The organism is Azospirillum terrae, from assembly GCF_053470425.1.
Window position 1 is genome coordinate 39,178 of record NZ_JBPXMR010000006.1, and the last position, 19,751, is coordinate 58,928.

The following is a 19,751-nucleotide window of genomic DNA, read 5'->3' on the forward strand; positions in this document are numbered from 1 at the left end:
CCACCCATCGGCATTAGGATGAGATTCCTCGTCAGCAGAGGTGCGTCCGCGCGATGCCGAGCGGATGAGACACACCGTTGAATCGTGTCTCATAGCGTCTCGTTCCGTCTCATCCGACATCGCCGAACGGATGCAACACTCCATCGAATCGCGTTTCATAGCGTTGCATTGTGTTTCATCCATCATCGCCGCACCCAACCAAGGCATTGATTTTCAACAAAACCCACGGAGTGCCACCGAAGCGCCAATGCAACACCGGAGGTCCCGAATGCAATACGGCGTTTCCTGCCGGACAGGAGTTCGCCCTAACACGCGATGGTGGCCGGCGGGCGGCTGGCGATGATCTGGTCGATGGCGCAGGTCAGCACCGGCTCGCCATGCTGGTTGGAGGTCGTGTAGGCGCAGCGCACGATGCCCCGGCCACCACGGCGCGAGGGGCGCAGTTCCACCACCTCGACCCGCACGCGCAGCGTGTCGCCGGGGCGCACCGGGCGTAGCCAGCGCACCTCGTCCATGGCGCCGCTGCCCAGGCTGGTGCCGTCCAGCACGCCGGTGGCCAGCAGCAGGCGGAAGGTCAGCCCCAGCGTCTGGAAGCCGCTGGCGATCAGGCCGCCAAACGGCCCTTCGCCAGCGGCTTGGGCGTCGATGTGGAAGGCTTGCGGGTCGAAGGTCAGCGCGAAGTCGATGATCTGCGACTCAGTGACGGTGATGCCGCGTGTCTCGATGACGTCACCGACCGCGAACTCCTCGAACCAGCGCCCCGCCATCGCGTCCTCCTCAGTAGGTTTTCTCGTAGTACAGCACGCCGCTCAGCGGGTTCTGATAATAGGCAGAGATCTCATGAAACCCCAGGCTGCCATACAGCGCGCGCGCCGCCTCCAGGTGGGCCAGCGTGTCCAGGCGCATGGCGCGATGGCCGCGCTCAAGACCGATCGCGACGATTCGCTCGGCCAGCCGGTGCCCGGCGCCGCTGCCGCGGAATTCCGGACGCACGTAGAGGCGCTTCATCTCGCAGATGCCGTCGCCGAGCGGACGCAGGCCGACGACCCCGGCCACCGCGCCGCCGACACGGGCGAGCAGAAGCTCCCCCGCGGGCGGAGCGTATTTGCCGGGCAGCGTCGCCAGTTCCTCGTCGAAACCCTGGAAGCACAGGGAGACGTTCAGCGCCCGCGCGTACTCCTGGAACAGGGCGCGGACGTGGCCGATGTCGTCCGGCCCCTCGGCCGGTGTGATGGTAACGATCGAGCCCTCCGGCTCAGACATGAATGACGCCTTCCAGATAGAGAACGGCTGTACCGCCGATCTTCACCCGGTCGCCGACCAACTCGCAAGCGAGATTGCCGCCGCGCGCCGACACCTGCCGCGCCGACAGAATCGTCTTGCCCAAACGCTGCGCCCAATAGGGGATCAGCGCGCAGTGGGCGGACCCGGTAACCGGGTCCTCCGGGACGCCCTTGGCCGGCGCGAAGAAGCGCGAGACGAAGTCTACGCCCCCTTCTCCCGGCGCCGTGACACTGACGGCGAAGCGGTCGAGCGCCGCGAGCCGCGCCATATCCGGCGTCAGCCCTCGGACGATCGCCGGATCGTCATAGACGACGAGGTAGTCGCGCCCGCCGAGCACCGCGGCCGGCGCCGGCCCGCCGAGCGCGGCGAGCAAGTCCGGGTGCGGGTCGAGCGGGACCGGCGGCCGGGCGGGGAAGTCGAGGGTGAACCGCTCCCCCTCTCGCGTCACCGTCAGCTCACCGGCCTGCCGGGTGGTGAAGGCGAAGCGCTGCCGCCCCGGCTCCAGCACCGTGGCGATCACGAACGCCGTCGCCAGCGTGGCGTGGCCGCACAGATCCACCTCGACCGCCGGGGTGAACCAACGCAGTTCGCACGCCTCGCCGTCGCGAACGAAGAAGGCCGTCTCGGCCAGATTGTTCTCCGCCGCGATGGCGAGCAGCGTGGCGTCCGGCAGCCACGCCTCCAGCGGGACGACGGCGGCCGGGTTGCCGGCGAAGACGGCGTCGGCGAAGGCGTCCACCTGATAGATCGGCAAGCGCATGGCGCTCACTCCTTCCAGAACGGCTTGGTGCCTTCCAGGTCGGCGTCGGCGCGGCTGACGCCGATGTCCTTCAGCAGATGGTCGTCCAGCCGCATCAGCGCCTGCCGCTGCCTCCACCGGCCGTACCAGACCAGCGTGGCCTCGGCCCCGCCCCAGATGCCGCGGGCGACGACGGTGGCAGCGGCACGCAGAGAGGCCAGGAAAGGCGACGGGGACGAGCCGGTCGGGCGGGCCACTTCATTGGTGCTCATGCAAACCTCCATCATCACTGCAATCGGGTCCAGGGTACCGAGACAATGTGGATTATGACGGCGCAATTCGCAGGGTCAATGCCGATATTGTCACCATTACATTTCCGTGAGCGGATGTATCGGCGCGAACACACCCGTTCGAACAGGCCAACTCAGCCCTATTTTCCGCCGAACCATGCCGAATGGCCAAAGGAGAGACAATCGAACCTGTCTTGCGGTGGTCCTACCAGATTGTCTATATTGTCTCCATGACAAGCTGGACACCCGACCTCTCCGGCCGCGCCGGCCCCCGCTACCGCGCCATCGCCGATGCCCTGGCGGAGGATGTCGCCAGCGGCCGCCTGCCGCCCGGCGCGCGCCTGCCGACGCATCGCGACCTGGCGTTCCGGCTGGGCGTCACCGTCGGCACTGTCACCCGCTCCTACGCCGAGGCGGAGCGGCGCGGTCTGATCGGCGGCGAGGTCGGACGCGGCACCTTCGTCCAGGGCCACCAGCCGCCCTTGTCCCACGACTCGCTGGCGTGGCACCGCCCGCCCGAGACCTCGGTCATCAACATGACGGTGGTCACCCCCATCCAGAACGGCGCCGAGCAGGCCCTGGCGCAAACCCTGATGACCATCGCCGCGTCGGGGACGGCCGAGCAACTGGTGACCTACGCGCCGCACGCCGGCCTGCCGGCGCACCGCGCCGCGGCGGCGCAGTGGCTGGTGCGCCAGCACCGGGTGGTGGCCGGGCCGGAGTCCGTGCTGGTGACCACCGGCGCGCAGAACGGCATGGCCGTGGCCATGGCGTCGGTGGCGCAGGCCGGCGACGTGGTGCTGACCGAGCGGCTGACCAACTACGGCATGCGCGGGCTGGCGGCGACGCTGCAACTGCACCTGGAAGGGGTGGCGCTGGACGAGCACGGGCTTATGCCCGACGCGCTGGAGTCGGCCTGCCGGCGCCTGGCGCCCAAGGCGCTGTACATCGTGCCGACGTTGCAGAACCCCACCGGCTCGGTCATGCCGCTGGCGCGCCGCGAGGAGATCGTCAGCATCTGCCGGCGCTACGGCGTCGTCATCATCGAAGACGACGTCTTCGGCTTCCTGGTCAAGGACGCCACGCCGATCCAGGCCATCGCGCCGGACATCACCATCTATCTCAGCAGCCTGTCCAAGAGCGTGGCGGCCGGCCTGCGCATCGGCTACGTGGTGGCCCCGCCGGCGCTGGTCCGCCCGCTGGAGACGACGATCCGCGCCCTGCAATACTCCTCCCCGCCCCTGCCGGCGGAGGTCGCCACGCGCTGGATTCTCGACGGCCACGCCGACCGCATGGCCGAGCTTCAGCGCACCGAGAGCGCCGCGCGTCAGGCCATCGCCCGCGCCGCACTGCCGCCCTCGGCGGTGTGCGGCCATCCGGCGGGGCTGCATTTGTGGCTGGTGCTGCCGGAACCCTGGCGACGCGACGAGTTCACCGCCGAGGCGCGTCGGCGCGGCGTGGTCGTCACCGGCGCCGACACCTTCGCTGTTGGGCGCACCAGCGTGCCGCACGCGGTGCGCGTCGGCCTGTGCATGCCGCGCACCCGTGAGGAGACGGCGCGGGGCGTGCGCATCCTCGCCGACACGCTGGCGAGCCCGGTCGGGGCCGCGCTGTCCATCGTCTGACGACAGTCAGCGGCCGTGGCCGCCACCGCCGCCATGACCTCCACCTCCGTGCCCTCCGCCACCGCCGTGGCCGCCACCCCCTCCGTGGCCTCCGCCACCGCCATGACCGCCGGAGCCGCCTCCGCCAGCACCGCCGCCCCCTCCTCCGGAACCGCCGCCCCCTCCAGAACCGCCCGAGCCGCCTCCGCCGCCCCCTGCCCCTCCGCCGGAGCCGCCGCCCGAACCACCACCCGAGCCGCTGCCGCCTCCACCCGAGCTGCCACCATGGCCCCCACCGGCCCCTCCGCTGCCCGCGCCGCTCCCTCCACCGGAACTGCCACCGCCAGAGCCACCACCGCTGGAGCCAGAACCGCCGCCGGAACCAGAACCGCCTCCACCCGAACCACCGCCACTAGAGCCAGAACCGCCGGGACCGCCTCCACCCCCGCCGGAGCCAGAACCACCACTGCCGGAACCAGAGCCGCCCCCACTGCCCGAGCCGCTTCCAGCTGAGCCACCGCCGCCAGAACCGGAACTGGCACTCCCACCGGGACCGCCCCCACCACCGGTTCCACCCGTGCCGGAGCTGCCTGCCGAGGGACCACCGCCGGAAGAACTACCGCTGGAGGAACCACCACCGGAATTGCCATCGCTGCTGGATTTGCCCCCTCCCCCGACGGCTCCGCCGCCGCTCGAGGCGCTGCTTGATGTGGCACCACTGGTCCCGCTGCCCGCGCTGGCGCCGGCATCCGTATCGCCCGGAGCGGGACCCCCTGTCCGCGCCACATCGCTGCTGGCGGCAGGCCCCGGCGCGGTGCCGGCACGTTGCATTCCCAGCCCCCCGCCACCGGCGAGCACTGCCCGCCGCCACTCCGGCAGCGGTGGTGGGGGCGGCGGAATGACGAGCGTGTTGAGGGCAAGGGCGTCCTCGCACATCCCGTCGGCGCGTGCCCGATACAGAGCTGCCTCGTCGAGAGTCCAGCAGTCGACCACGACCGGGGTGCGAGCCGACTGAACGCAGCCAACCAGTGCGACGACCGCCGTCAGGGGCAGCCAGCCTTTCGCCGTCCACCGTTGTTGGCCCATGACGCGCCTCCCCGTCCGACAGCCGTTGAACGGGCCAACACCTTGGCGCAGCGGGCGTTCCGGTGCCTAACCGAAGGAGCACTCCACCCGTCCTTGAAGGGAGGGCGTATCACGACCCCTTACGGGAACGGCCGCACCGTGTGCAGGTGGTTGAGCGGGCCGTGGCCATGGCCGAACCCCGGCGCGGTCAGGATGGCCTGCATCACATAGGCCCGCGCCCGTTCCACCGCCTCGCGGATGCCCAGTCCCTGGGCGATGCCGGCGGCGATGGCGGAGGCCAGCGTGCAGCCGGTGCCGTGGGTGTGCGGGGTGTGCACGCGCGGGCTCTCGAAGATCTCCTCGCCATCCTCGGTGACCAGCAGATCCTGCACCAGATCGCCGTCCATGTGCCCGCCCTTGAGCAGCACCGCCTTCGGACCAAAGGTGCGGATCAGCGCGGCGGCCCGGCGCATGTCGTCCAGGTCGCGGATCTCGATGTCGGTCAGCGCCTCGGCCTCGGGCAGGTTGGGCGTGACGATGGTCGCCAGCGGCAGCAGGCGCTTCTTCAGCGTCAGCTCCGCCGCCTCCTCCAAAAGCGAGTGGCCGCCCTTGGCGACCATCACCGGATCGACGATCAGCGGGATGTTCACCGCGCGCTCGATGTACTCGCCGGCCACTGCCTCAATCACCTCGGCGCTGGCGAGCATGCCGATCTTGACGGCGTCGGCGCCGATGTCTTCCAGCACGACACGCATCTGCTGCGCGACGAAGGCCGGGTCGATGGGGTAGACGCCGTGGACGCCCAGCGTGTTCTGCGCGGTCAGCGCGGTGATCGCCGTCATGGCGTAGGCGCCGAGCGCGCTGACCGCCTTGATGTCGGCCTGAATTCCGGCGCCGCCGCCTGAGTCCGAACCGGCGACGATAAGCACGCGCCCTTTTATTCCGTTGCCGTTCATTCCGCGGCCTCGGCCTGACGGTTGGCGGCGCGCTGGACGGCGGCGACGATGTCGCCCACGACCTGATCGACCAGACCGGCGTCGTCGCCTTCGGCCATCACGCGGATCAGCGGCTCGGTACCGGACTTGCGGATCAGCAGGCGGCCGGCGCCGTTCAGGCGGTTCTCACCCTCGCGGATCGCCTCCTTCACCTCGGCGACCTCCAGCGGCGTCGAGCCGGCGGTGAAGCGCACGTTGGTCAGCTTCTGCGGCACCGGGTCGAACAGGCGGCACACCTCGCTGACCGGCTTGTCCGACGCCTGGATGCAGGCCAGCACCTGCAAGGCGGCGATCAGGCCGTCGCCGGTGGTGGAATAATCGGACAGCACGACGTGGCCGGACTGCTCACCGCCGACGTTGAAGCCGTAGGTCCGCATATGCTCGACCACATAGCGGTCGCCGACCGGCGTGCGGACCAGTTCCAGCCCAAAGCCCTTCAGCGCCCGCTCCAGCCCCAGGTTGGACATGACGGTGGCGACCACGCCGCCGCCCTTCAGGCGCTGCTCCGCCGCCCAGGAGCGGGCCACCAGCCCCATCACCTGATCGCCGTCCACCACGCGCCCGCCCTCGTCCACCATGATCAGGCGGTCGGCGTCGCCGTCCAGCGCGATGCCCAGCGTCGCGCCCTCGGCCAGCACCGTGTCCTGGAGGTGCTTGGTCGCCGTGGCGCCGCACCCCTTGTTGATGTTGAGGCCGTCCGGCTGCACGCCGATCGGCACCACGTCGGCGCCCAGCTCGTACAGCACCTTGGGGGCCACCTTGTAGGCGGCGCCGTGCGCGCAATCGATGACGATCTTCAGGCCGTCCAGCCGCAGGCCGCGCGGGAAGGTGTTCTTGACGTATTCGATGTAACGCCCGGTCGCGTCCTCCATGCGGCTGGCGCGGCCGAGATCCGGCGAGCCGGCGAGGTCCGGCGCGAAGGGCAGGTCCATGCGCGCCTCGATGGCGGCCTCGACCTCGTCGGACAGCTTGTAGCCGTCCGGCCCGAACAGCTTGATGCCGTTGTCCTGGTATGGGTTGTGCGAGGCCGAGATCATCACGCCCATGTCGGCGCGCAAGCTCCGCGTCAGCATCGCCACCGCCGGGGTGGGCAGCGGGCCGACCAGCACGACCTCCATCCCCATGGAGATGAAGCCGGCCGTCAATGCCGGTTCCAGCAGGTAGCCGGACAGGCGCGTGTCCTTGCCGATCACCACGCGGTGGCGGTGGTCGCCGCGGCGGAACTGCAAGGCCGTCGCCATCGCCACGCGCAGCGCGGTCTCGGCGGTCATCGGCTCGGTGTTGGCGGTGCCGCGGATGCCGTCGGTGCCGAACAGTCGTCGCGTCATATGGAGTCCTCGGGAATGCCCAGTGCCGTGCCCCTCTTCTTCACCGCATCCGCGGCTGCGGTCAAGCGCCCTTCCGAACTGGCGCGAAAGCGGTAAGCACCCCGTCCCGCGACGCCGAAGGGGGAGCGGCGGCGAGACAGCCCGCCCGCAGCGTTGTTCACGCCGTGAGCACCACCATACGCCGCCCGAGGTCTGCCATGCAGCCGCAACCGATGCCCGAGCCGATGCCAGACGACCGCAGCCTGCAATCCGACCCGCTGACCGGCATCCTGGAAGGCACGCCCGGCGCCGGCGGGCACGGCGCCACCAAGCTGTCGGCGCTGATGCTGGCCGCGCTGGGCATCGTCTACGGCGACATCGGCACCAGCCCGATCTACACCCTGCGCGAATGCTTCGGCCACACGGTCGGCGTGCCGCTGACGCCGGACAACGTGTTCGGCTTCCTGTCGCTGATCGCCTGGGCGCTGATCCTGGTGGTCACCGTGAAGTACGTGGTCTTCGTCATGCGCGCCGACAACCGCGGCGAAGGCGGCATTCTGGCGCTGACCGCGATGGCGCTGCGCGGCACCGAAGGCGGAGGCTACCCGCGCGCCGTGCTGATGGGGCTGGGCGTGTTCGGCGCCGCGCTGTTCTTCGGCGACGGCATGATCACCCCGGCCATTTCCGTGCTCTCGGCCATCGAGGGGCTGGAGGTGATGGCGCCGACCCTCGAGCGCTTCGTGGTGCCGATCGCCATCGTCATCCTGATCGGGCTGTTCATGATGCAGCGCGGCGGCACGGCGCGGGTCGGGCGGCTGTTCGGCCCGGTGATGGTGGTGTGGTTCCTCACCCTGGGGCTGCTCGGCGCCTGGCAGGTGGTGCAGGAGCCGGGGGTGCTGCGGGCGCTGTCGCCGGCCTACGCCATCGCCTTCCTGGCGGCCAACGGCTGGCACGCCTTCCTCGGCCTGGGCACCGTCGTGCTGGCGATCACCGGGGCGGAGGCGCTCTACGCCGACATGGGGCACCTCGGCCGGCCGGCGATCCGCTACGCCTGGGTGGGGTTCGTGCTGCCGGCGCTGCTGCTGAACTATTTCGGCCAGGGGGCTCTGCTGATCCGCGACCCCGCGGCGCTGGAGCACCCGTTCTTCCGGCTGGTGCCGGAGTGGGGGCTGCTGCCGCTGCTGGTCCTGACCACCGCGGCGACGATCATCGCCAGCCAGGCGATGATCTCCGGCGCCTTCTCCATGGCGCGCGAGGCGATCCAGATCGGCTTGATGCCGCGCCAGGCCATCCGCCACACGTCCGAGCGCGAGATCGGCCAGATCTACATCCCCAGGGTCAACTGGTTCCTGCTCACGGCGGTGATCCTTCTGGTGCTCGGCTTCAAGTCGTCGAGCAACCTCGCCGCCGCCTACGGCATCGCCGTGATGGGGACCATGACCTGCACGAGCGTGCTGTTCTTCGTGGTGGCCCGCACGCAGTGGCACTGGCCGCTGGCGGCGGCGCTGGCGGCGTCGGGACTGATGCTGTGCATCGACCTGCCCTTCCTCGGCGCCAACCTGCTCAAGGTGCCGGAGGGCGGCTGGTTCCCGCTGCTGGCCGGGATGCTGATGTTCTACCTGATGTGGGTGTGGCGCCAGGGCCGGCAGGTGGTGGTCAAGCGGCTGGGGGAGGCGGGCATGGAGGTGGAGGACTTCATCGCCTCCATCAGCCGCCGCGGGCCGCACCGGGTGCCGGGGACGGCGGTGTTCCTCACCTCCAACGCCGGCCGGGTGCCACACGCGCTGCTGCACAACCTCAAGCACAACATGGTGCTGCACGAGCGCGTCATCCTGCTGACGGTGATGACCCGCGACGTGCCGTGGGTGCGGCCGGAGCGGCGGGCGGAGGTGACGCCGCTCGGCCACAACTTCTTCCGGGTGGTGCTGCGCTACGGCTTCAAGGAAACCCCCAAGGTGCCCGAAGGGCTGGAGCACTGCCGGCACATCGGCCTGCACGTGAACCCCATGCAGACCTCGTATTTCCTGGGGCGCGAGACGCTGGTGGCGTCGGTGCACCCCGACATGTCCATGGTGGCCGAGCGCGTGTTCATCCTGCTGTCGGCCAACGCGCTGTCGGCGTCGGACTTCTTCTGCATCCCGCCGGGCCGGGTGGTCGAACTGGGCACGCAGATCGAGATCTGAGCGCGCCGCCGCCTCACCCGAAGGCGCGCTGCTCATGCCCCGAATGGTCAAGCACGGGATACGGCATGCCGTTCTTTTCCTTGACCCACTGGCCGAACTTGCGGTCGGCCGACTGGATGTGCAGCACCAGCCAGTTCAGCATGAAGCGGCCGAGCGTCTCGCGGATCTCCTCCTCGCTGGCGGTGCCGGAGGCCAGACGGTGCACCTCGTTCTCCGCCATGTCGTGCATCATGCGGTGCTCGTTGACGAAGGGGTAGCCGGCGGACTGCATCAACCCCTCTTCGTTGGTGAAGTGCTCCTCGGTGTAGAGCACCACCTCGGCCAGCATGGCGTACAGCTCCGCCTCCGACACGCCGCGGGTTTCGGCGTGGTTGAAGCGGTCGAGCAGGCGGATGAAATGCCGATGCTCCTCGTCGATCTGATCGACGCCGACGGAAAGCACGTCCGTCCACTGGGTGCGCTGCTGGTCCATAGGACCCTCCTGCCCGCGGTCGGCGCCGCCGGCCCTCTGTCTTTTGATCTACGTCCTTCGCATAGGATAAGACTGGTACTACCAGTATGCCAAGCTGTTTCTTGACGCACCGATTGTCGCAGCCGGAAACCCTCTACCCCGGCGGATGCAACCCCTCCCACACGGCGCGGGCTTGGGCGGTCTCGGTGGCGTCGTGGACGCGCAGGATCTGGGCGCCCTGGTTGAACGCCTCCAGCCCGGCGGCCAGCGAACCGGCGACCCGGTCCTTCGGCGCCTCACCGCGCGACAGACGGCCGATGAAGGTCTTGCGCGACACGCCGAGGAGCACCGCGCAGCCCAGCCCATGGTACAGCGCGGTGTGCCGCAGGACCTCCAGATTGTGCTCGACGTTCTTGCCGAAGCCGACGCCGGGATCGACGGCGATGCGCTCCAGCGCCACGCCCGCGGCGAGGCACGCCGCCACCCGCTCCTCCAGCCAGTCGAAGATGTCGAGCGCCGCGTCCTCGTAGACGGGGTTCTGCTGCATGGTGCCGGGCTCGCCCTGCATGTGCATGAGCACGACGGGCGCCTGGGCGCCGGCCACCACGCCGAGGCTTTCCGGGTCGCCGGTCAGGCCGCTGATGTCGTTGACGATGCGCGCCCCGGAATCCAGCGCCGCGCGCATGACCCGCGCGTGCCGAGTGTCCACCGAGACGCACGCCCCAAGGCCGGCGAAGTGGCGGACGACGGGCAGCACTCGCGCCTCCTCCTCGTCCGGCGGCACCGCGGCGGCGCCGGGACGGGTGGACTCGCCGCCGACGTCGAGGATCTCCGCCCCGGCCGCCAGCAGCGCCTCGCCGTGCGCCAGCGCGGCGTTGCGGTCGAAGAAGTCGCCGCCGTCCGAGAAGCTGTCCGGCGTCACGTTGACGATGCCCATGATGCGCGGCCGGTCGAGGGGAACGCCACCGAACGGCGACCGGGCGCGGGTGAGTCCGGCGAGCCGGCGGTCGAGGGATTCGGCCACCACGCGGGAACGCTCCCAGCCCCAGGCCATGATCTCGGACAGCGGCGCAAACGCCCTGTCGATCCGGCCCGCCTTGCGGACGATCAGTTCCGCCATGGCAAAGGCGAAGCGCCCGCCGGCCAACGGTACGGCGGCCCCCTTAGCCCACGCAGCGACGGGAAGGAAGCCGACCGGCCGGAGGTAGACGCGCACGCCTTCCTCCGACGCCCAAGGGCAGAAGCTGGCGAGCGATCCGGCGGCGGAGCGGGGCTTGGTCATGGTGGGGCTCTGGGGGCTGGGAAGCTGGGGGCTGATGAAACAGGAGCGTTCCAGACGTGTGCCGAAGCGGTGCGCAGATGGTTGAGGTTCGCGTTGAAAATCAATGGGGCGGACGGAGACGCCGGTGGTGAATGGAACACCGTGGAACACTATGGAACAGTGTTACGCGGGGTGTTTCGTTCGGGTGGGCCGGGCTCCCAAAGAATAAAGGACTTATATCCTATGCCATCCGCAAATCGGAATCAAGTCCGCCGAAAACCATCGTTCGCCATTGGGCCGTCCTTCGATTGGCCATCCCTGCGACGCCCGACGAGTTCGGCCAAGCGCCAGCACGGCCAGACGCCGGCAACGCATCAGCGGCTGGCACCCGCCATGATCCCGCCGATGCCAATGAACATCGAGCCCGTGATCCGGTTGAACCAGCGCCCGTGCCGGCTCAACCATGGGGCAATCCTCTGCGCCATGCCGGCGAGGACCAGTTCGTAGATGAACTCGACCACCGCAAAGGTGCCGCCCAGCACGACGAACTGCGTCCAGAAGCCAGCCTCCGGCACCATGAACTGCGGCAGGAAGGCGGCGAAGAAGATCATCGCCTTGGGGTTCGACGCAGCGACGAGGAAGCCTTGCAGGAAGAGGCGTGCCGGGCTGTCCTGCCGGCGCCCATTCTCCGCCAAGGCGGCACTGACCACCGGCGGCGGCGCCTTCCACAGGCGCAGGCCGAGATAGACGAGGTACGCGGCGCCGACCCACTTGGCGACAGTGAAGGCGCTCTCCGAAGCGGCGAGCAGCGCGCCCAAGCCAGCCAGCGAGGCAGCGACGAGGACAAGGAAGCCGACCACCCCGCCCAGCACGGTGAACACAGTGCGGGCGGCACCGAAGCGTACGCCGTGCGTCAGCGACAAGAGGCCGTTCGGGCCGGGCGTCAGCGACAAGCCGATGGCGGCGAGCAGGTAGACGATCCAGAGTTCGAAGGTCATAGCCGGCTGCTCCTGTGTAGAGACAGGGACGGTATCACGGCGGGGCCGCCACCGCATCCGCTTCGGATCATGCCCCGTACCGCGCCAGGAAGGTCGCCACCGCCTCATCCAGCACGATCTGCGGCGCGTACAGCGGCTCCAGACCGAGCAGGCGCGGCCAGAACAGCGCCTCCTTGATGCAGCCGAGGAACTGCTGCGCCGCCAGCGTCGGGTTGTCCACGGCAAGACGCCCGGCCGCCGCCTCCCCCGCCAGCCAGTCGGACAGGCGGCCGACCGCCGGCTCCTTGCCCGCCGCGAAGTAGATCGGCGTGATCTCGGGAAAGCGGGCGCTCTCGGCGATGACGAGGCGGATCAGCGCTTGCAGGCGCGGGCTGGTCATGTGCCCGACGAAGGCCCGCGCGAAGGCGCCCAGCGCCTCGGCCGCCGTGGGGCCGCCGGTCGGCACCGCGGCCCCGTCGAGCAGCGCCGTGTACAGCCGCTCGACCACCGCGCGGAACAGTTCCTCCTTGGTGGCGAAGTGGTTGTAGACCGTGCGTTTGGACGCGCCGGCCTCGGCGGCGATGCGGTCCATGCTGGTCGCCCCATATCCCTCGCCGAGGAACAGGCGCTCGGCGGCGTCGACGATCTCCGCCCGTTTGCGGTCGCCGCGGCGGACTGCGGGCGCCGGTGCTCCAGGTATGGGTGTTGCGGTCATGCTTGCATCGCCTTCCGTGCGCAAGTACACTGCACGGTGTAGTTTACATTTCGATCCTTCGGGAGGGTATCATGGAACGGCGCACTTTGGGTATGGCGGGGGGTACAGCAGGGCTTGAGGTGTCGGCGCTCGGCCTCGGCTGCATGGGGATGTCGGAGTTCTACGGCCCGCGCGACGATGCGGAGTCGCTGGCGACGCTGGAGGCGGCGGTGGAGGAGCACGGCATCACGCTGCTCGACACCGCCGACATGTACGGGCTCGGGCACAATGAGGAGCTGCTGGGGCGGTTCCTCAAGGGCCGGCGCGGGCGGGTGCAGGTGGCGACCAAGTTCGGCATCCGCCGCACGGGCAGCGACGAGAAGGGCTATGTGCGCGTCGTGGACAGCTCGCCCGCCTACCTGCGCGAGGCGGTGGAGGGGTCGTTGCGGCGGCTGGGCGTGGAGGTGATCGACCTGTATTACGCGCACCGCCTGAACCCCGCCACGCCGGTGGAGGAGACGGTCGGCGCCATGGCCGAGCTGGTGCGGCAGGGCAAGGTCCGCCACCTCGGGCTGTCGGAGGTGAGGGGGGAAACTCTGCGCCGTGCCCAGGCCATGCATCCCATCGCCGCCGTGCAGAGCGAGTATTCGCTGTGGACGCGCGACGTGGAGGCAGACGTGCTGCCGGTCTGCCGCGAGCTGGGGGTGGGGTTCGTGGCCTACTCGCCGCTGGGGCGCGGCTTCCTGACCGGGACGGTGGCGGGCACGGACGAACTGGAGGCCGACGATTTCCGGCGCCTGTCGCCGCGTTTCCAACCCGGTGCGCTTGAGGAGAACCGCCGCCTCGCCGACGCGCTGGCCGAGGTCGCCCGTGCGGTCGGCTGCACGCCGGCGCAGCTGTCGCTGGCCTGGGTGCTGAGCCGCGGCAAGGACATCGTGCCGATCCCCGGCACCAAGCGGCGCAAGTACCTCGCCGAGAACGCTGCCGCGGCGTCGCTGAGCGTGTCCGCCGAGGTGCTGGCCCGTTTGGATGCGCTGTTCCCGCCGGGGGCCGCGGCGGGTGAACGCTATCCCGAAGCGGGGATGAAGACGGTGAACATCTGACCGGCCGTCAGCGGAAGAGGCGCACGTCGGCCGCCGTTCCGGCGTGCGCCCAGGCAACATCGCCGGTGACGGCCGGCAGCGTCCGCTCAATGGGCAGGGCGAGGCAGCAGCGGTCGCCAAAGGAAAGCCCGGCTTGGCTTTACGACAGTGGCACGATCTCCGGGGACGGCACCCCCGCGATCAGGCCATATCGTCGAGGTCCACGCGCAACGCATCCGCGATGCGTTTGAGCGCATCCACGGTGCCGACGCGGGAGCCCGCTTCGATCTGCGACACGTAGGCCTGCTTGAGCCCGGCGGCCTCGCCGAGTTGCTTTTGGGTGAGGCCGCGATGCTCACGGAACACTTTCACCGGGGGCTCGCCATTCAGCAGCCGTTCGGCCAACTCATCGGGGAATGTCTCCGGTCGGGCGGCCTTGTACGCGTCGAATGCTCGGACAGCGAGAGCTTCGTCCGCCGCCTCCAGCAGCCGCTCGTACTCGTCGATGGGCAACACCGCGAAGGCAGGCTTTCCACTGCCGTCCCGGATGATCTGCGCCGGGTTAGTCATAGATCCCACCCCTTGGGCCGATTTCGATGACGATGAGAACCAGCACACCATTGTCTATCTCGTAGACAACACGCCAGTCCCCGACGCGAAGCCGGAAGCCACTCCGTCCCTTCAACGCCTTCACGTTGCGCGCGACAGCTATCATCACATAAAGGTCGCGTCCAGGGCCGCCGCCCTGGCGGGGGAGCGCGAGGGGCGCGGAGCCCCTCGTCCGTCGTCTTGAAAGCCCGCTGGCTCCACAAACGAAAACGGCGCCCCAAGGGGCGCCGTCTCGTGTCGCAGGGTGCTCGTCACGCCCCGTGCGGTTCGGGGTCCATGCCGCCGGTGCCGCCCGTGGTCGGGGGGACCGAGGCGCGGCGGCCTGAGGTGGGCTGCTTGGGCGGGGGCTGGACGGCCGAGTCCCGGTCCTCGCGGACGATCGGGTCGCCGCGCAGCAGCGTGGCGATGTCGTCGCCGCTCAGCGTCTCGTACTCCAGCAGGCCCTTTGCCACCGTGTGCAGCTGGTCGATGTTCTCCGTCAGGATGCGGCGGGCCTCGTCGTAGGCCTCCTCGACGATCCGGCGGATCTCCTCGTCCACCGACTGGGCGGTGTGGTCGGACATGTTCTTGTGCTGGGTGACGGAGTGGCCGAGGAAGACCTCCTGCGTCGGCTCGCCGTACAGCAGCGGGCCCAGCTTCTCGCTCATGCCCCACTCGGTGACCATGCGGCGCGACATCTCCGTCGCCATCTTGATGTCGCCCGACGCACCCGTCGTCACGCGGGCCGGGCCGAAGATCAGCTCCTCGGCGATGCGGCCGCCCATGGCGACGCGCAGGTCGGCCAGCAGCTTGGCCTTGCTGAGCGAGATGCGGTCACCTTCCGGCAGGCGCATGACCATGCCCAGCGCGCGGCCGCGCGGGATGATGGTGGCCTTGTGGATCGGGTCGCTGTCCGGGCAGTGCAGAGCCACCACCGCGTGGCCGGCCTCGTGGTAGGCCGTCAGCTTCTTCTCTTCCTCGGTCATCACCATGGAGCGGCGTTCCGCGCCCATCATGACCTTGTCCTTGGCGTTCTCGAACTCCGACATGCCGACGACGCGCTTGCCGATGCGGGCGGCCAGCAGGGCAGCCTCGTTCACCAGATTGGCGAGGTCGGCGCCCGAGAACCCAGGCGTGCCGCGGGCGATGATGCGCGGGTCCACGTCGGGGGCCAGCGGCACCTTGCGCATGTGGACCTTGAGGATCTTCTCGCGGCCGAGCACGTCGGGGTTCGGCACCACGACCTGACGGTCGAAGCGGCCGGGACGCAGCAGCGCCGGGTCGAGCACGTCCGGGCGGTTGGTGGCGGCGATGAGGATGACGCCCTCGTTCGCCTCGAAGCCGTCCATCTCGACCAGCAGCTGGTTGAGGGTCTGCTCGCGCTCGTCGTTGCCGCCGCCCAGGCCGGCGCCGCGGTGACGGCCGACCGCGTCGATTTCGTCGATGAAGATGATGCAGGGCGCGTTCTTCTTGCCCTGCTCGAACATGTCGCGGACGCGGCTGGCGCCGACGCCGACGAACATCTCGACGAAGTCGGAGCCGGAAATGGTGAAGAACGGCACGTTGGCCTCGCCCGCCACGGCGCGCGCGGTCAGCGTCTTACCGGTGCCGGGAGGGCCGACGAGCAGCACGCCCTTCGGGATCTTGCCGCCCAGGCGCTGGAACTTCTGCGGGTCCTTGAGGAATTCGACGATCTCCGCCAGTTCCTGCTTGGCCTCGTCGATGCCCGCCACATCATCGAAGGTGACGCGGCCGACCTTCTCGGTCAGCAGGCGGGCGCGCGACTTGCCGAAGCCCATGGCCTTGCCGCCGCCGGACTGCATCTGGCGCATGAAGAAGATCCACACGCCGATCAGCAGCAGCATCGGGAACCAGCTGAGCAGCACGGAGAACAGCGACGGCACGTTGCTGTCGTCGGGCACGGCGCTGATGCGCACGTTCTTCTGCGTCAGCCGCTCGACCAGATTGGCCTCGGCCGGAATGTAGGTGCTGAAGGACCGGCCGTCGGTGAAGTGGCCGCTGACCTGATTGCCCTTGATGGTGACGTCGGCCACCTGACCCCGGTCGACCTCGGCGACCAGCTCGCTGAACGGAACCGTCGTCTGCGGGCTGCGGGTGGAGGAACTCTGGAACAGGTTGAACAGCGCCACCAGCAACAGGCCGATGATGATCCAGAGAGCGAGGTTTTTGCCGAAGTTGTTCACGTGTGCACGCCTTTCATGCGAACCCTGCCGGTCGGAACGTCGGTCCGGAGGCCCCACCCCCCATACCCACGGGTACGTTCCCAGATTAAATAATGCCGAGGCTTCCCGAAACAACCGGAAAAGCAGGACCGGCCAAGGGGTGGGCCGGCGCGAACACCGCCTCCGCCCGCTCCACCGTAAGGCCGAGGCCCGGCACCGCCACCAGTTCCGCCCCGTCCCACAGCGCCGGCAGCGCCGCGCGGGCCGGTTCCGGCAGCGGAAACGCCGCCAGTTCGGGGTGGCGCGAGAGCGCCGCACGCCAGCCCTGGGCGCCCAAACGGGCGACCGTCAGCGGCTTCCGCGCCGCACCCGCCAGCCGGACGCGGAAGCGGCGGTCCCACCAGAGTTCCGCGCCGGGCGCGAGGGTCAGCCGTTCGGTGGCGCCATCCGGCTCGCGCACCACCAACAGGCCGCCGCGGCGCGGCAGCACCCGGCAACCGCCCAGCGTGCGGCCCACAGTCAATCCGGCGCGCACCTCGTCGTGGAGTCGCTCCAGCCGCTCGGCGCGTGGGGTGTAGGGGGCACCACCGACGCAGGCGAGCACGCGGGCCAGCGCCCGCAGGCCCAATTCCTCCGGCGCCCCGGCCAGCGCCGCCGGGTCGAGGCGAATCCAACCCTCGGGGTGGAGTTCGGCGGCGCGGCCGAGCAGGTCGGCGGTCAGGTCCTCCAGCGCGCGGCGGGCGCGGGCGGCGCGGCGCGCGGTGTCGCACAGTCGCTCGGCGCTCAGCCCCTCGGTGCCCAGCGCGTCGGACACGGCGCGCAGCCGGCCGCGGGCGTAGGCGGGCGAGCGGTTCGACGGGTCCTCGACCCAGTCCTGCCCCAGCGCGCGGCAGGTCGCGACCAGCCGGCCGTGCGGCACGTCGAGCAGCGGGCGGATGATGCGCACGTGCGGCTCCCAGCGCACCGGCGCCATGCCGGCGAGGCCGTCCACGCCGCTGCCGCGGGCAAGGCGCAGCAGCACCGTCTCAGCCTGATCGTCGGCGTGGTGGGCGAGTGCCAAATGCAGGATGCCCTCGGCCCGACAGCGCTCGGCGAGCAGGCGGTGGCGGGCGTCGCGCGCGGCGGTCTGGATGCCGGTGGCGGGCTTGTCGCCCTCCCAGCGCAAGGTGGCGTGCGGGATGCCGCGCCCGGCCATCCAGGCGGCGACGCGCGCGGCCTCGTCGGCCGAATCGGCGCGCAGGCCATGGTCGACGGTCAGCGCCAGCACCGCCCCGCCCTGCCCGGCCGCCCAGGCTCCCGCCAGCACCGCCAGCGCCATGCTGTCGGCACCGCCGGACACGCCGATGGCGAGTCGGGGGGCGGCCTCGAAGCCACCCAGCCGCGCCATGCGGGCGGCGAAATCCGCTGGTGTGAGCGAGGTCAGTGGCAGTTGAGCTTCTTGCGCTCGGTTTCCGAGCGGCGCTTCACGCTGGGGGCGGCCTCGGGGTACATCTTGTTCAGCTGGCCCAGCGCCGTGCACGCCTCGGTCTTCTTGTTGAGCGACGCCAGCGACAGGCCGAGCTTCAGCAGCGCGTCCGGCGCCTTGTTGCCCTTCGGATACTTTTGCAGCACCTCGCCGAAGCTCGCCGCCGCCTCGCCGAAGCGGTTGCGGACGTAATAGCTCTCGCCCAGCCAGTACTGCGCGCTGCCGGCCAGGGTGTGGGTCTTGTTCTTGGCGACGAAGGTGGAGAACTCCTTCTCCGCCTGATCGTAGCTGCCGTTGCGCAGCAGCTCGAAGGCGTGCTCGTACTGCTTGTCGGGGCTGGAGCCGGGCGGCAGCGACGCGACCTGCGCCTTGTCCGACAGCTTCTCCGAGGGCTTGGTGCTGCCGAGCTGGCCGGCGGCGGGAGCGGCGGCGGTCGGCTTCTCCGGCGCCTCGGCGACGGGAGCGGCGCTTCCGGGGCCGGCACCGCCGACACCGCCCTTCTCGAGCTGCTGGAGGCGGAAGTCGATGTCGGCGTTCAGGCGTTCCAGCCGGTCCTTGAGCTGGCTCACATGGTAGGTGCTCTCTTCATAGCGGCCGGTCAGCTCGGAGATGGTATGCTCCAGGCGCTGCAAGCGCACCTCGAAGTCGGCGGCGAGCGACGGCGCCATGCCGCCGGCCTGCGCCACCTGCGTGGACTCCGCCACCTGCACGGGCAGGCCCAGTTGCGACTCCAGCCGCTCCAGGCGCCCGGCCATGTCGCCGCCTTCCGCGTGCGCGGGGCCGAACCAGAACACCCCGCCCAGCACCAGGGCGGCCAAACTCGTCGTCGTCTTCATCGCAGATGCCCACCTTGACCCGCGCCAGCGCGCCGGGAAGCCTTTGCCGTCGCAACCGGGCGAAAATATGGCGGTGGGCCGGTAAAAGAAAGCGGCATTGTGCAGGCGCCGAAACGCGAAACGCCGCCCCGGTTGCCCGGAGCGGCGTTCCAAACGAGACCCGCCACAAGAAAACCTGTGGGGTCGCGAAACCGGCCGACTTAGTCGACGACGGTCACGCCACGACGGTTCTGAGCCCAGGCCGCCTCGGTCGAGCCGAGCACCGCCGGGCGCTCCTTGCCGTACGAGATGACCTTGACGCGCGACGGGTTGGTGCCCTTCGCGACGAGGTAGTTCTTGGCCGAGTTGGCGCGACGCTCGCCGAGCGCCAGGTTGTACTCGCGGGTGCCGCGCTCGTCGGCGTGGCCTTCGACGGTCACGGTGACGTTCGGGTACTGCTTCAGCCAGGCGGCCTGACGGTCGAGGGTGGCGCGAGCCTCCGGGGTCAGGTCATAGCGGTTGAAGCCGTAGAAAACGCGGTCGCCGACGTTGACGACGAGGTCTTCCTGCGAACCCGGACGGATGGTGGTCTGGCCACCGACGTTCGAGCCACCGGCATCCTTCGGAGCGGTTTCGCAAGCGGAGAGAAGAGCCAGGGCGGCGCAGAGGCTCACGATCTTGAGATTCATTGTACTAGGACCCCCTAATGCACAGTCGGTTTTTAGTCTGGGAAGAAGACGCGGGAACGCGTTGGACATCCGCCAGCCC

The 19,751-nt window shown here is 69.8% G+C and carries 19 protein-coding genes; 3 read left to right on the forward strand and 16 right to left on the reverse strand.

Translation table 11 applies throughout. From position 1 onward, the window contains the following. Positions 1–305: 305 nt before the first annotated feature. From ACSVDD_RS16720 to ACSVDD_RS16735, 4 genes are read right to left on the reverse strand one after another with little or no spacing between them, the layout of a single operon-like run. Positions 306–767, reverse strand: coding sequence for a MaoC family dehydratase (locus ACSVDD_RS16720; protein ID WP_448190509.1), 462 nt, complete (start codon positions 765–767; stop codon positions 306–308). A 10-nt stretch (positions 768–777) separates the two neighbouring features. Continuing rightward, positions 778–1,263 (reverse strand): GNAT family N-acetyltransferase, encoded by a 486-nt coding sequence (locus ACSVDD_RS16725; RefSeq protein WP_448190510.1) that lies wholly within the window; start codon positions 1,261–1,263, stop codon positions 778–780. Further along, the gene (locus ACSVDD_RS16730) at positions 1,256–2,044 is read right to left on the reverse strand and encodes a PhzF family protein (RefSeq protein WP_448190511.1); all 789 of its coding nucleotides are present in this window, start codon (positions 2,042–2,044) and stop codon (positions 1,256–1,258) included. Before ACSVDD_RS16730 ends, ACSVDD_RS16725 begins: the two co-directional genes overlap by 8 nt. A gap of 5 nt (positions 2,045–2,049) precedes the next feature. Further along, positions 2,050–2,295, reverse strand: coding sequence for a DUF1127 domain-containing protein (locus ACSVDD_RS16735; RefSeq protein WP_448190512.1), 246 nt, complete (start codon positions 2,293–2,295; stop codon positions 2,050–2,052). A 248-nt stretch (positions 2,296–2,543) separates the two neighbouring features. Here ACSVDD_RS16735 and ACSVDD_RS16740 point away from each other — a divergent pair, with 248 nt between their 5' ends. Continuing rightward, complete coding sequence (locus ACSVDD_RS16740; RefSeq protein WP_448190513.1) at positions 2,544–3,938, forward strand: aminotransferase-like domain-containing protein; 1,395 nt, start codon at positions 2,544–2,546, stop codon at positions 3,936–3,938. A gap of 1,184 nt (positions 3,939–5,122) precedes the next feature. Here ACSVDD_RS16740 and thiD read toward each other — a convergent pair. After that, complete coding sequence (thiD, locus tag ACSVDD_RS16745) at positions 5,123–5,938, reverse strand: bifunctional hydroxymethylpyrimidine kinase/phosphomethylpyrimidine kinase (RefSeq protein ID WP_448190514.1); 816 nt, start codon at positions 5,936–5,938, stop codon at positions 5,123–5,125. After that, complete coding sequence (gene glmM / locus ACSVDD_RS16750; RefSeq protein WP_448190515.1) at positions 5,935–7,305, reverse strand: phosphoglucosamine mutase; 1,371 nt, start codon at positions 7,303–7,305, stop codon at positions 5,935–5,937. Before glmM ends, thiD begins: the two co-directional genes overlap by 4 nt. A gap of 197 nt (positions 7,306–7,502) precedes the next feature. Between glmM and ACSVDD_RS16755 the strand changes: the two genes are divergently transcribed. Beyond that, positions 7,503–9,467: a potassium transporter Kup gene (locus ACSVDD_RS16755; protein WP_448190516.1), complete on the forward strand. Its 1,965-nt coding sequence runs from the start codon at positions 7,503–7,505 to the stop codon at positions 9,465–9,467. Positions 9,468–9,480: 13 nt separating this feature from the next. Here the strand turns inward: ACSVDD_RS16755 and ACSVDD_RS16760 are convergent, their stop codons facing one another. The 4 genes from ACSVDD_RS16760 to ACSVDD_RS16775 form a co-directional block, all read right to left on the reverse strand. Next, entirely contained in the window at positions 9,481–9,939 is a 459-nt protein-coding gene (locus tag ACSVDD_RS16760) for a bacteriohemerythrin (protein ID WP_448190517.1), read from the reverse strand. Positions 9,940–10,072: 133 nt separating this feature from the next. Then, positions 10,073–11,200 (reverse strand): dihydropteroate synthase, encoded by a 1,128-nt coding sequence (folP, locus tag ACSVDD_RS16765; protein WP_448190518.1) that lies wholly within the window; start codon positions 11,198–11,200, stop codon positions 10,073–10,075. 353 nt (positions 11,201–11,553) lie between these two features. Then, on the reverse strand, positions 11,554–12,177 hold the full coding sequence (locus ACSVDD_RS16770; protein WP_448190519.1) for a LysE family translocator: 624 nt from the start codon (positions 12,175–12,177) through the stop codon (positions 11,554–11,556). Between the two features lie 67 nt (positions 12,178–12,244). Further along, positions 12,245–12,871 carry a TetR/AcrR family transcriptional regulator gene (locus tag ACSVDD_RS16775; RefSeq protein ID WP_448190520.1) on the reverse strand — a complete coding sequence of 209 codons (627 nt, stop codon included), beginning with the start codon at positions 12,869–12,871 and terminating at the stop codon, positions 12,245–12,247. A gap of 71 nt (positions 12,872–12,942) precedes the next feature. Between ACSVDD_RS16775 and ACSVDD_RS16780 the strand changes: the two genes are divergently transcribed. Next, positions 12,943–13,953: an aldo/keto reductase gene (locus ACSVDD_RS16780; protein WP_448190521.1), complete on the forward strand. Its 1,011-nt coding sequence runs from the start codon at positions 12,943–12,945 to the stop codon at positions 13,951–13,953. 180 nt (positions 13,954–14,133) lie between these two features. On the opposite strand, the gene ACSVDD_RS16785 is transcribed toward ACSVDD_RS16780, so the two are convergent. The 6 genes from ACSVDD_RS16785 to pal form a co-directional block, all read right to left on the reverse strand. Beyond that, complete coding sequence (locus ACSVDD_RS16785) at positions 14,134–14,502, reverse strand: helix-turn-helix domain-containing protein (protein ID WP_448190522.1); 369 nt, start codon at positions 14,500–14,502, stop codon at positions 14,134–14,136. After that, the gene (locus ACSVDD_RS16790) at positions 14,495–14,647 is read right to left on the reverse strand and encodes a type II toxin-antitoxin system RelE family toxin (RefSeq protein ID WP_448190523.1); all 153 of its coding nucleotides are present in this window, start codon (positions 14,645–14,647) and stop codon (positions 14,495–14,497) included. The genes ACSVDD_RS16785 and ACSVDD_RS16790 overlap by 8 nt, the downstream gene beginning before the upstream one ends. A 145-nt stretch (positions 14,648–14,792) precedes the next feature. Next, the gene (gene ftsH / locus ACSVDD_RS16795) at positions 14,793–16,724 is read right to left on the reverse strand and encodes an ATP-dependent zinc metalloprotease FtsH (RefSeq protein WP_448190524.1); all 1,932 of its coding nucleotides are present in this window, start codon (positions 16,722–16,724) and stop codon (positions 14,793–14,795) included. An 85-nt stretch (positions 16,725–16,809) separates the two neighbouring features. After that, the gene (gene tilS / locus ACSVDD_RS16800; RefSeq protein WP_448190525.1) at positions 16,810–18,090 is read right to left on the reverse strand and encodes a tRNA lysidine(34) synthetase TilS; all 1,281 of its coding nucleotides are present in this window, start codon (positions 18,088–18,090) and stop codon (positions 16,810–16,812) included. Between the two features lie 32 nt (positions 18,091–18,122). Further along, positions 18,123–19,004: a tol-pal system protein YbgF gene (gene ybgF / locus ACSVDD_RS16805; RefSeq protein WP_448190526.1), complete on the reverse strand. Its 882-nt coding sequence runs from the start codon at positions 19,002–19,004 to the stop codon at positions 18,123–18,125. 200 nt (positions 19,005–19,204) lie between these two features. Next, positions 19,205–19,672 (reverse strand): peptidoglycan-associated lipoprotein Pal, encoded by a 468-nt coding sequence (gene pal, locus ACSVDD_RS16810; protein ID WP_448190527.1) that lies wholly within the window; start codon positions 19,670–19,672, stop codon positions 19,205–19,207. Positions 19,673–19,751 lie beyond the last annotated feature (79 nt).

What these genes read in the sequence shown, in the direction of transcription:
- pal (WP_448190527.1), bottom strand. Translation starts at nt 19,672, where the DNA reads ATGAATCTCAAGATCGTGAGCCTCTGCGCCGCCCTGGCTCTTCTCTCC.
- ybgF (WP_448190526.1), bottom strand. Translation starts at nt 19,004, where the DNA reads ATGAAGACGACGACGAGTTTGGCCGCCCTGGTGCTGGGCGGGGTGTTC.
- ACSVDD_RS16790 (WP_448190523.1), bottom strand. Translation starts at nt 14,647, where the DNA reads ATGATAGCTGTCGCGCGCAACGTGAAGGCGTTGAAGGGACGGAGTGGC.
- thiD (WP_448190514.1), bottom strand. Translation starts at nt 5,938, where the DNA reads ATGAACGGCAACGGAATAAAAGGGCGCGTGCTTATCGTCGCCGGTTCG.
- ACSVDD_RS16780 (WP_448190521.1), top strand. Translation starts at nt 12,943, where the DNA reads ATGGAACGGCGCACTTTGGGTATGGCGGGGGGTACAGCAGGGCTTGAG.
- ACSVDD_RS16725 (WP_448190510.1), bottom strand. Translation starts at nt 1,263, where the DNA reads ATGTCTGAGCCGGAGGGCTCGATCGTTACCATCACACCGGCCGAGGGG.
- ACSVDD_RS16770 (WP_448190519.1), bottom strand. Translation starts at nt 12,177, where the DNA reads ATGACCTTCGAACTCTGGATCGTCTACCTGCTCGCCGCCATCGGCTTG.
- ACSVDD_RS16775 (WP_448190520.1), bottom strand. Translation starts at nt 12,871, where the DNA reads ATGACCGCAACACCCATACCTGGAGCACCGGCGCCCGCAGTCCGCCGC.
- ACSVDD_RS16740 (WP_448190513.1), top strand. Translation starts at nt 2,544, where the DNA reads ATGACAAGCTGGACACCCGACCTCTCCGGCCGCGCCGGCCCCCGCTAC.
- ACSVDD_RS16755 (WP_448190516.1), top strand. Translation starts at nt 7,503, where the DNA reads ATGCAGCCGCAACCGATGCCCGAGCCGATGCCAGACGACCGCAGCCTG.
- ACSVDD_RS16735 (WP_448190512.1), bottom strand. Translation starts at nt 2,295, where the DNA reads ATGAGCACCAATGAAGTGGCCCGCCCGACCGGCTCGTCCCCGTCGCCT.
- ACSVDD_RS16785 (WP_448190522.1), bottom strand. Translation starts at nt 14,502, where the DNA reads ATGACTAACCCGGCGCAGATCATCCGGGACGGCAGTGGAAAGCCTGCC.
- tilS (WP_448190525.1), bottom strand. Translation starts at nt 18,090, where the DNA reads ATGGCGCGGCTGGGTGGCTTCGAGGCCGCCCCCCGACTCGCCATCGGC.
- ACSVDD_RS16760 (WP_448190517.1), bottom strand. Translation starts at nt 9,939, where the DNA reads ATGGACCAGCAGCGCACCCAGTGGACGGACGTGCTTTCCGTCGGCGTC.
- ACSVDD_RS16730 (WP_448190511.1), bottom strand. Translation starts at nt 2,044, where the DNA reads ATGCGCTTGCCGATCTATCAGGTGGACGCCTTCGCCGACGCCGTCTTC.
- folP (WP_448190518.1), bottom strand. Translation starts at nt 11,200, where the DNA reads ATGACCAAGCCCCGCTCCGCCGCCGGATCGCTCGCCAGCTTCTGCCCT.
- glmM (WP_448190515.1), bottom strand. Translation starts at nt 7,305, where the DNA reads ATGACGCGACGACTGTTCGGCACCGACGGCATCCGCGGCACCGCCAAC.
- ACSVDD_RS16720 (WP_448190509.1), bottom strand. Translation starts at nt 767, where the DNA reads ATGGCGGGGCGCTGGTTCGAGGAGTTCGCGGTCGGTGACGTCATCGAG.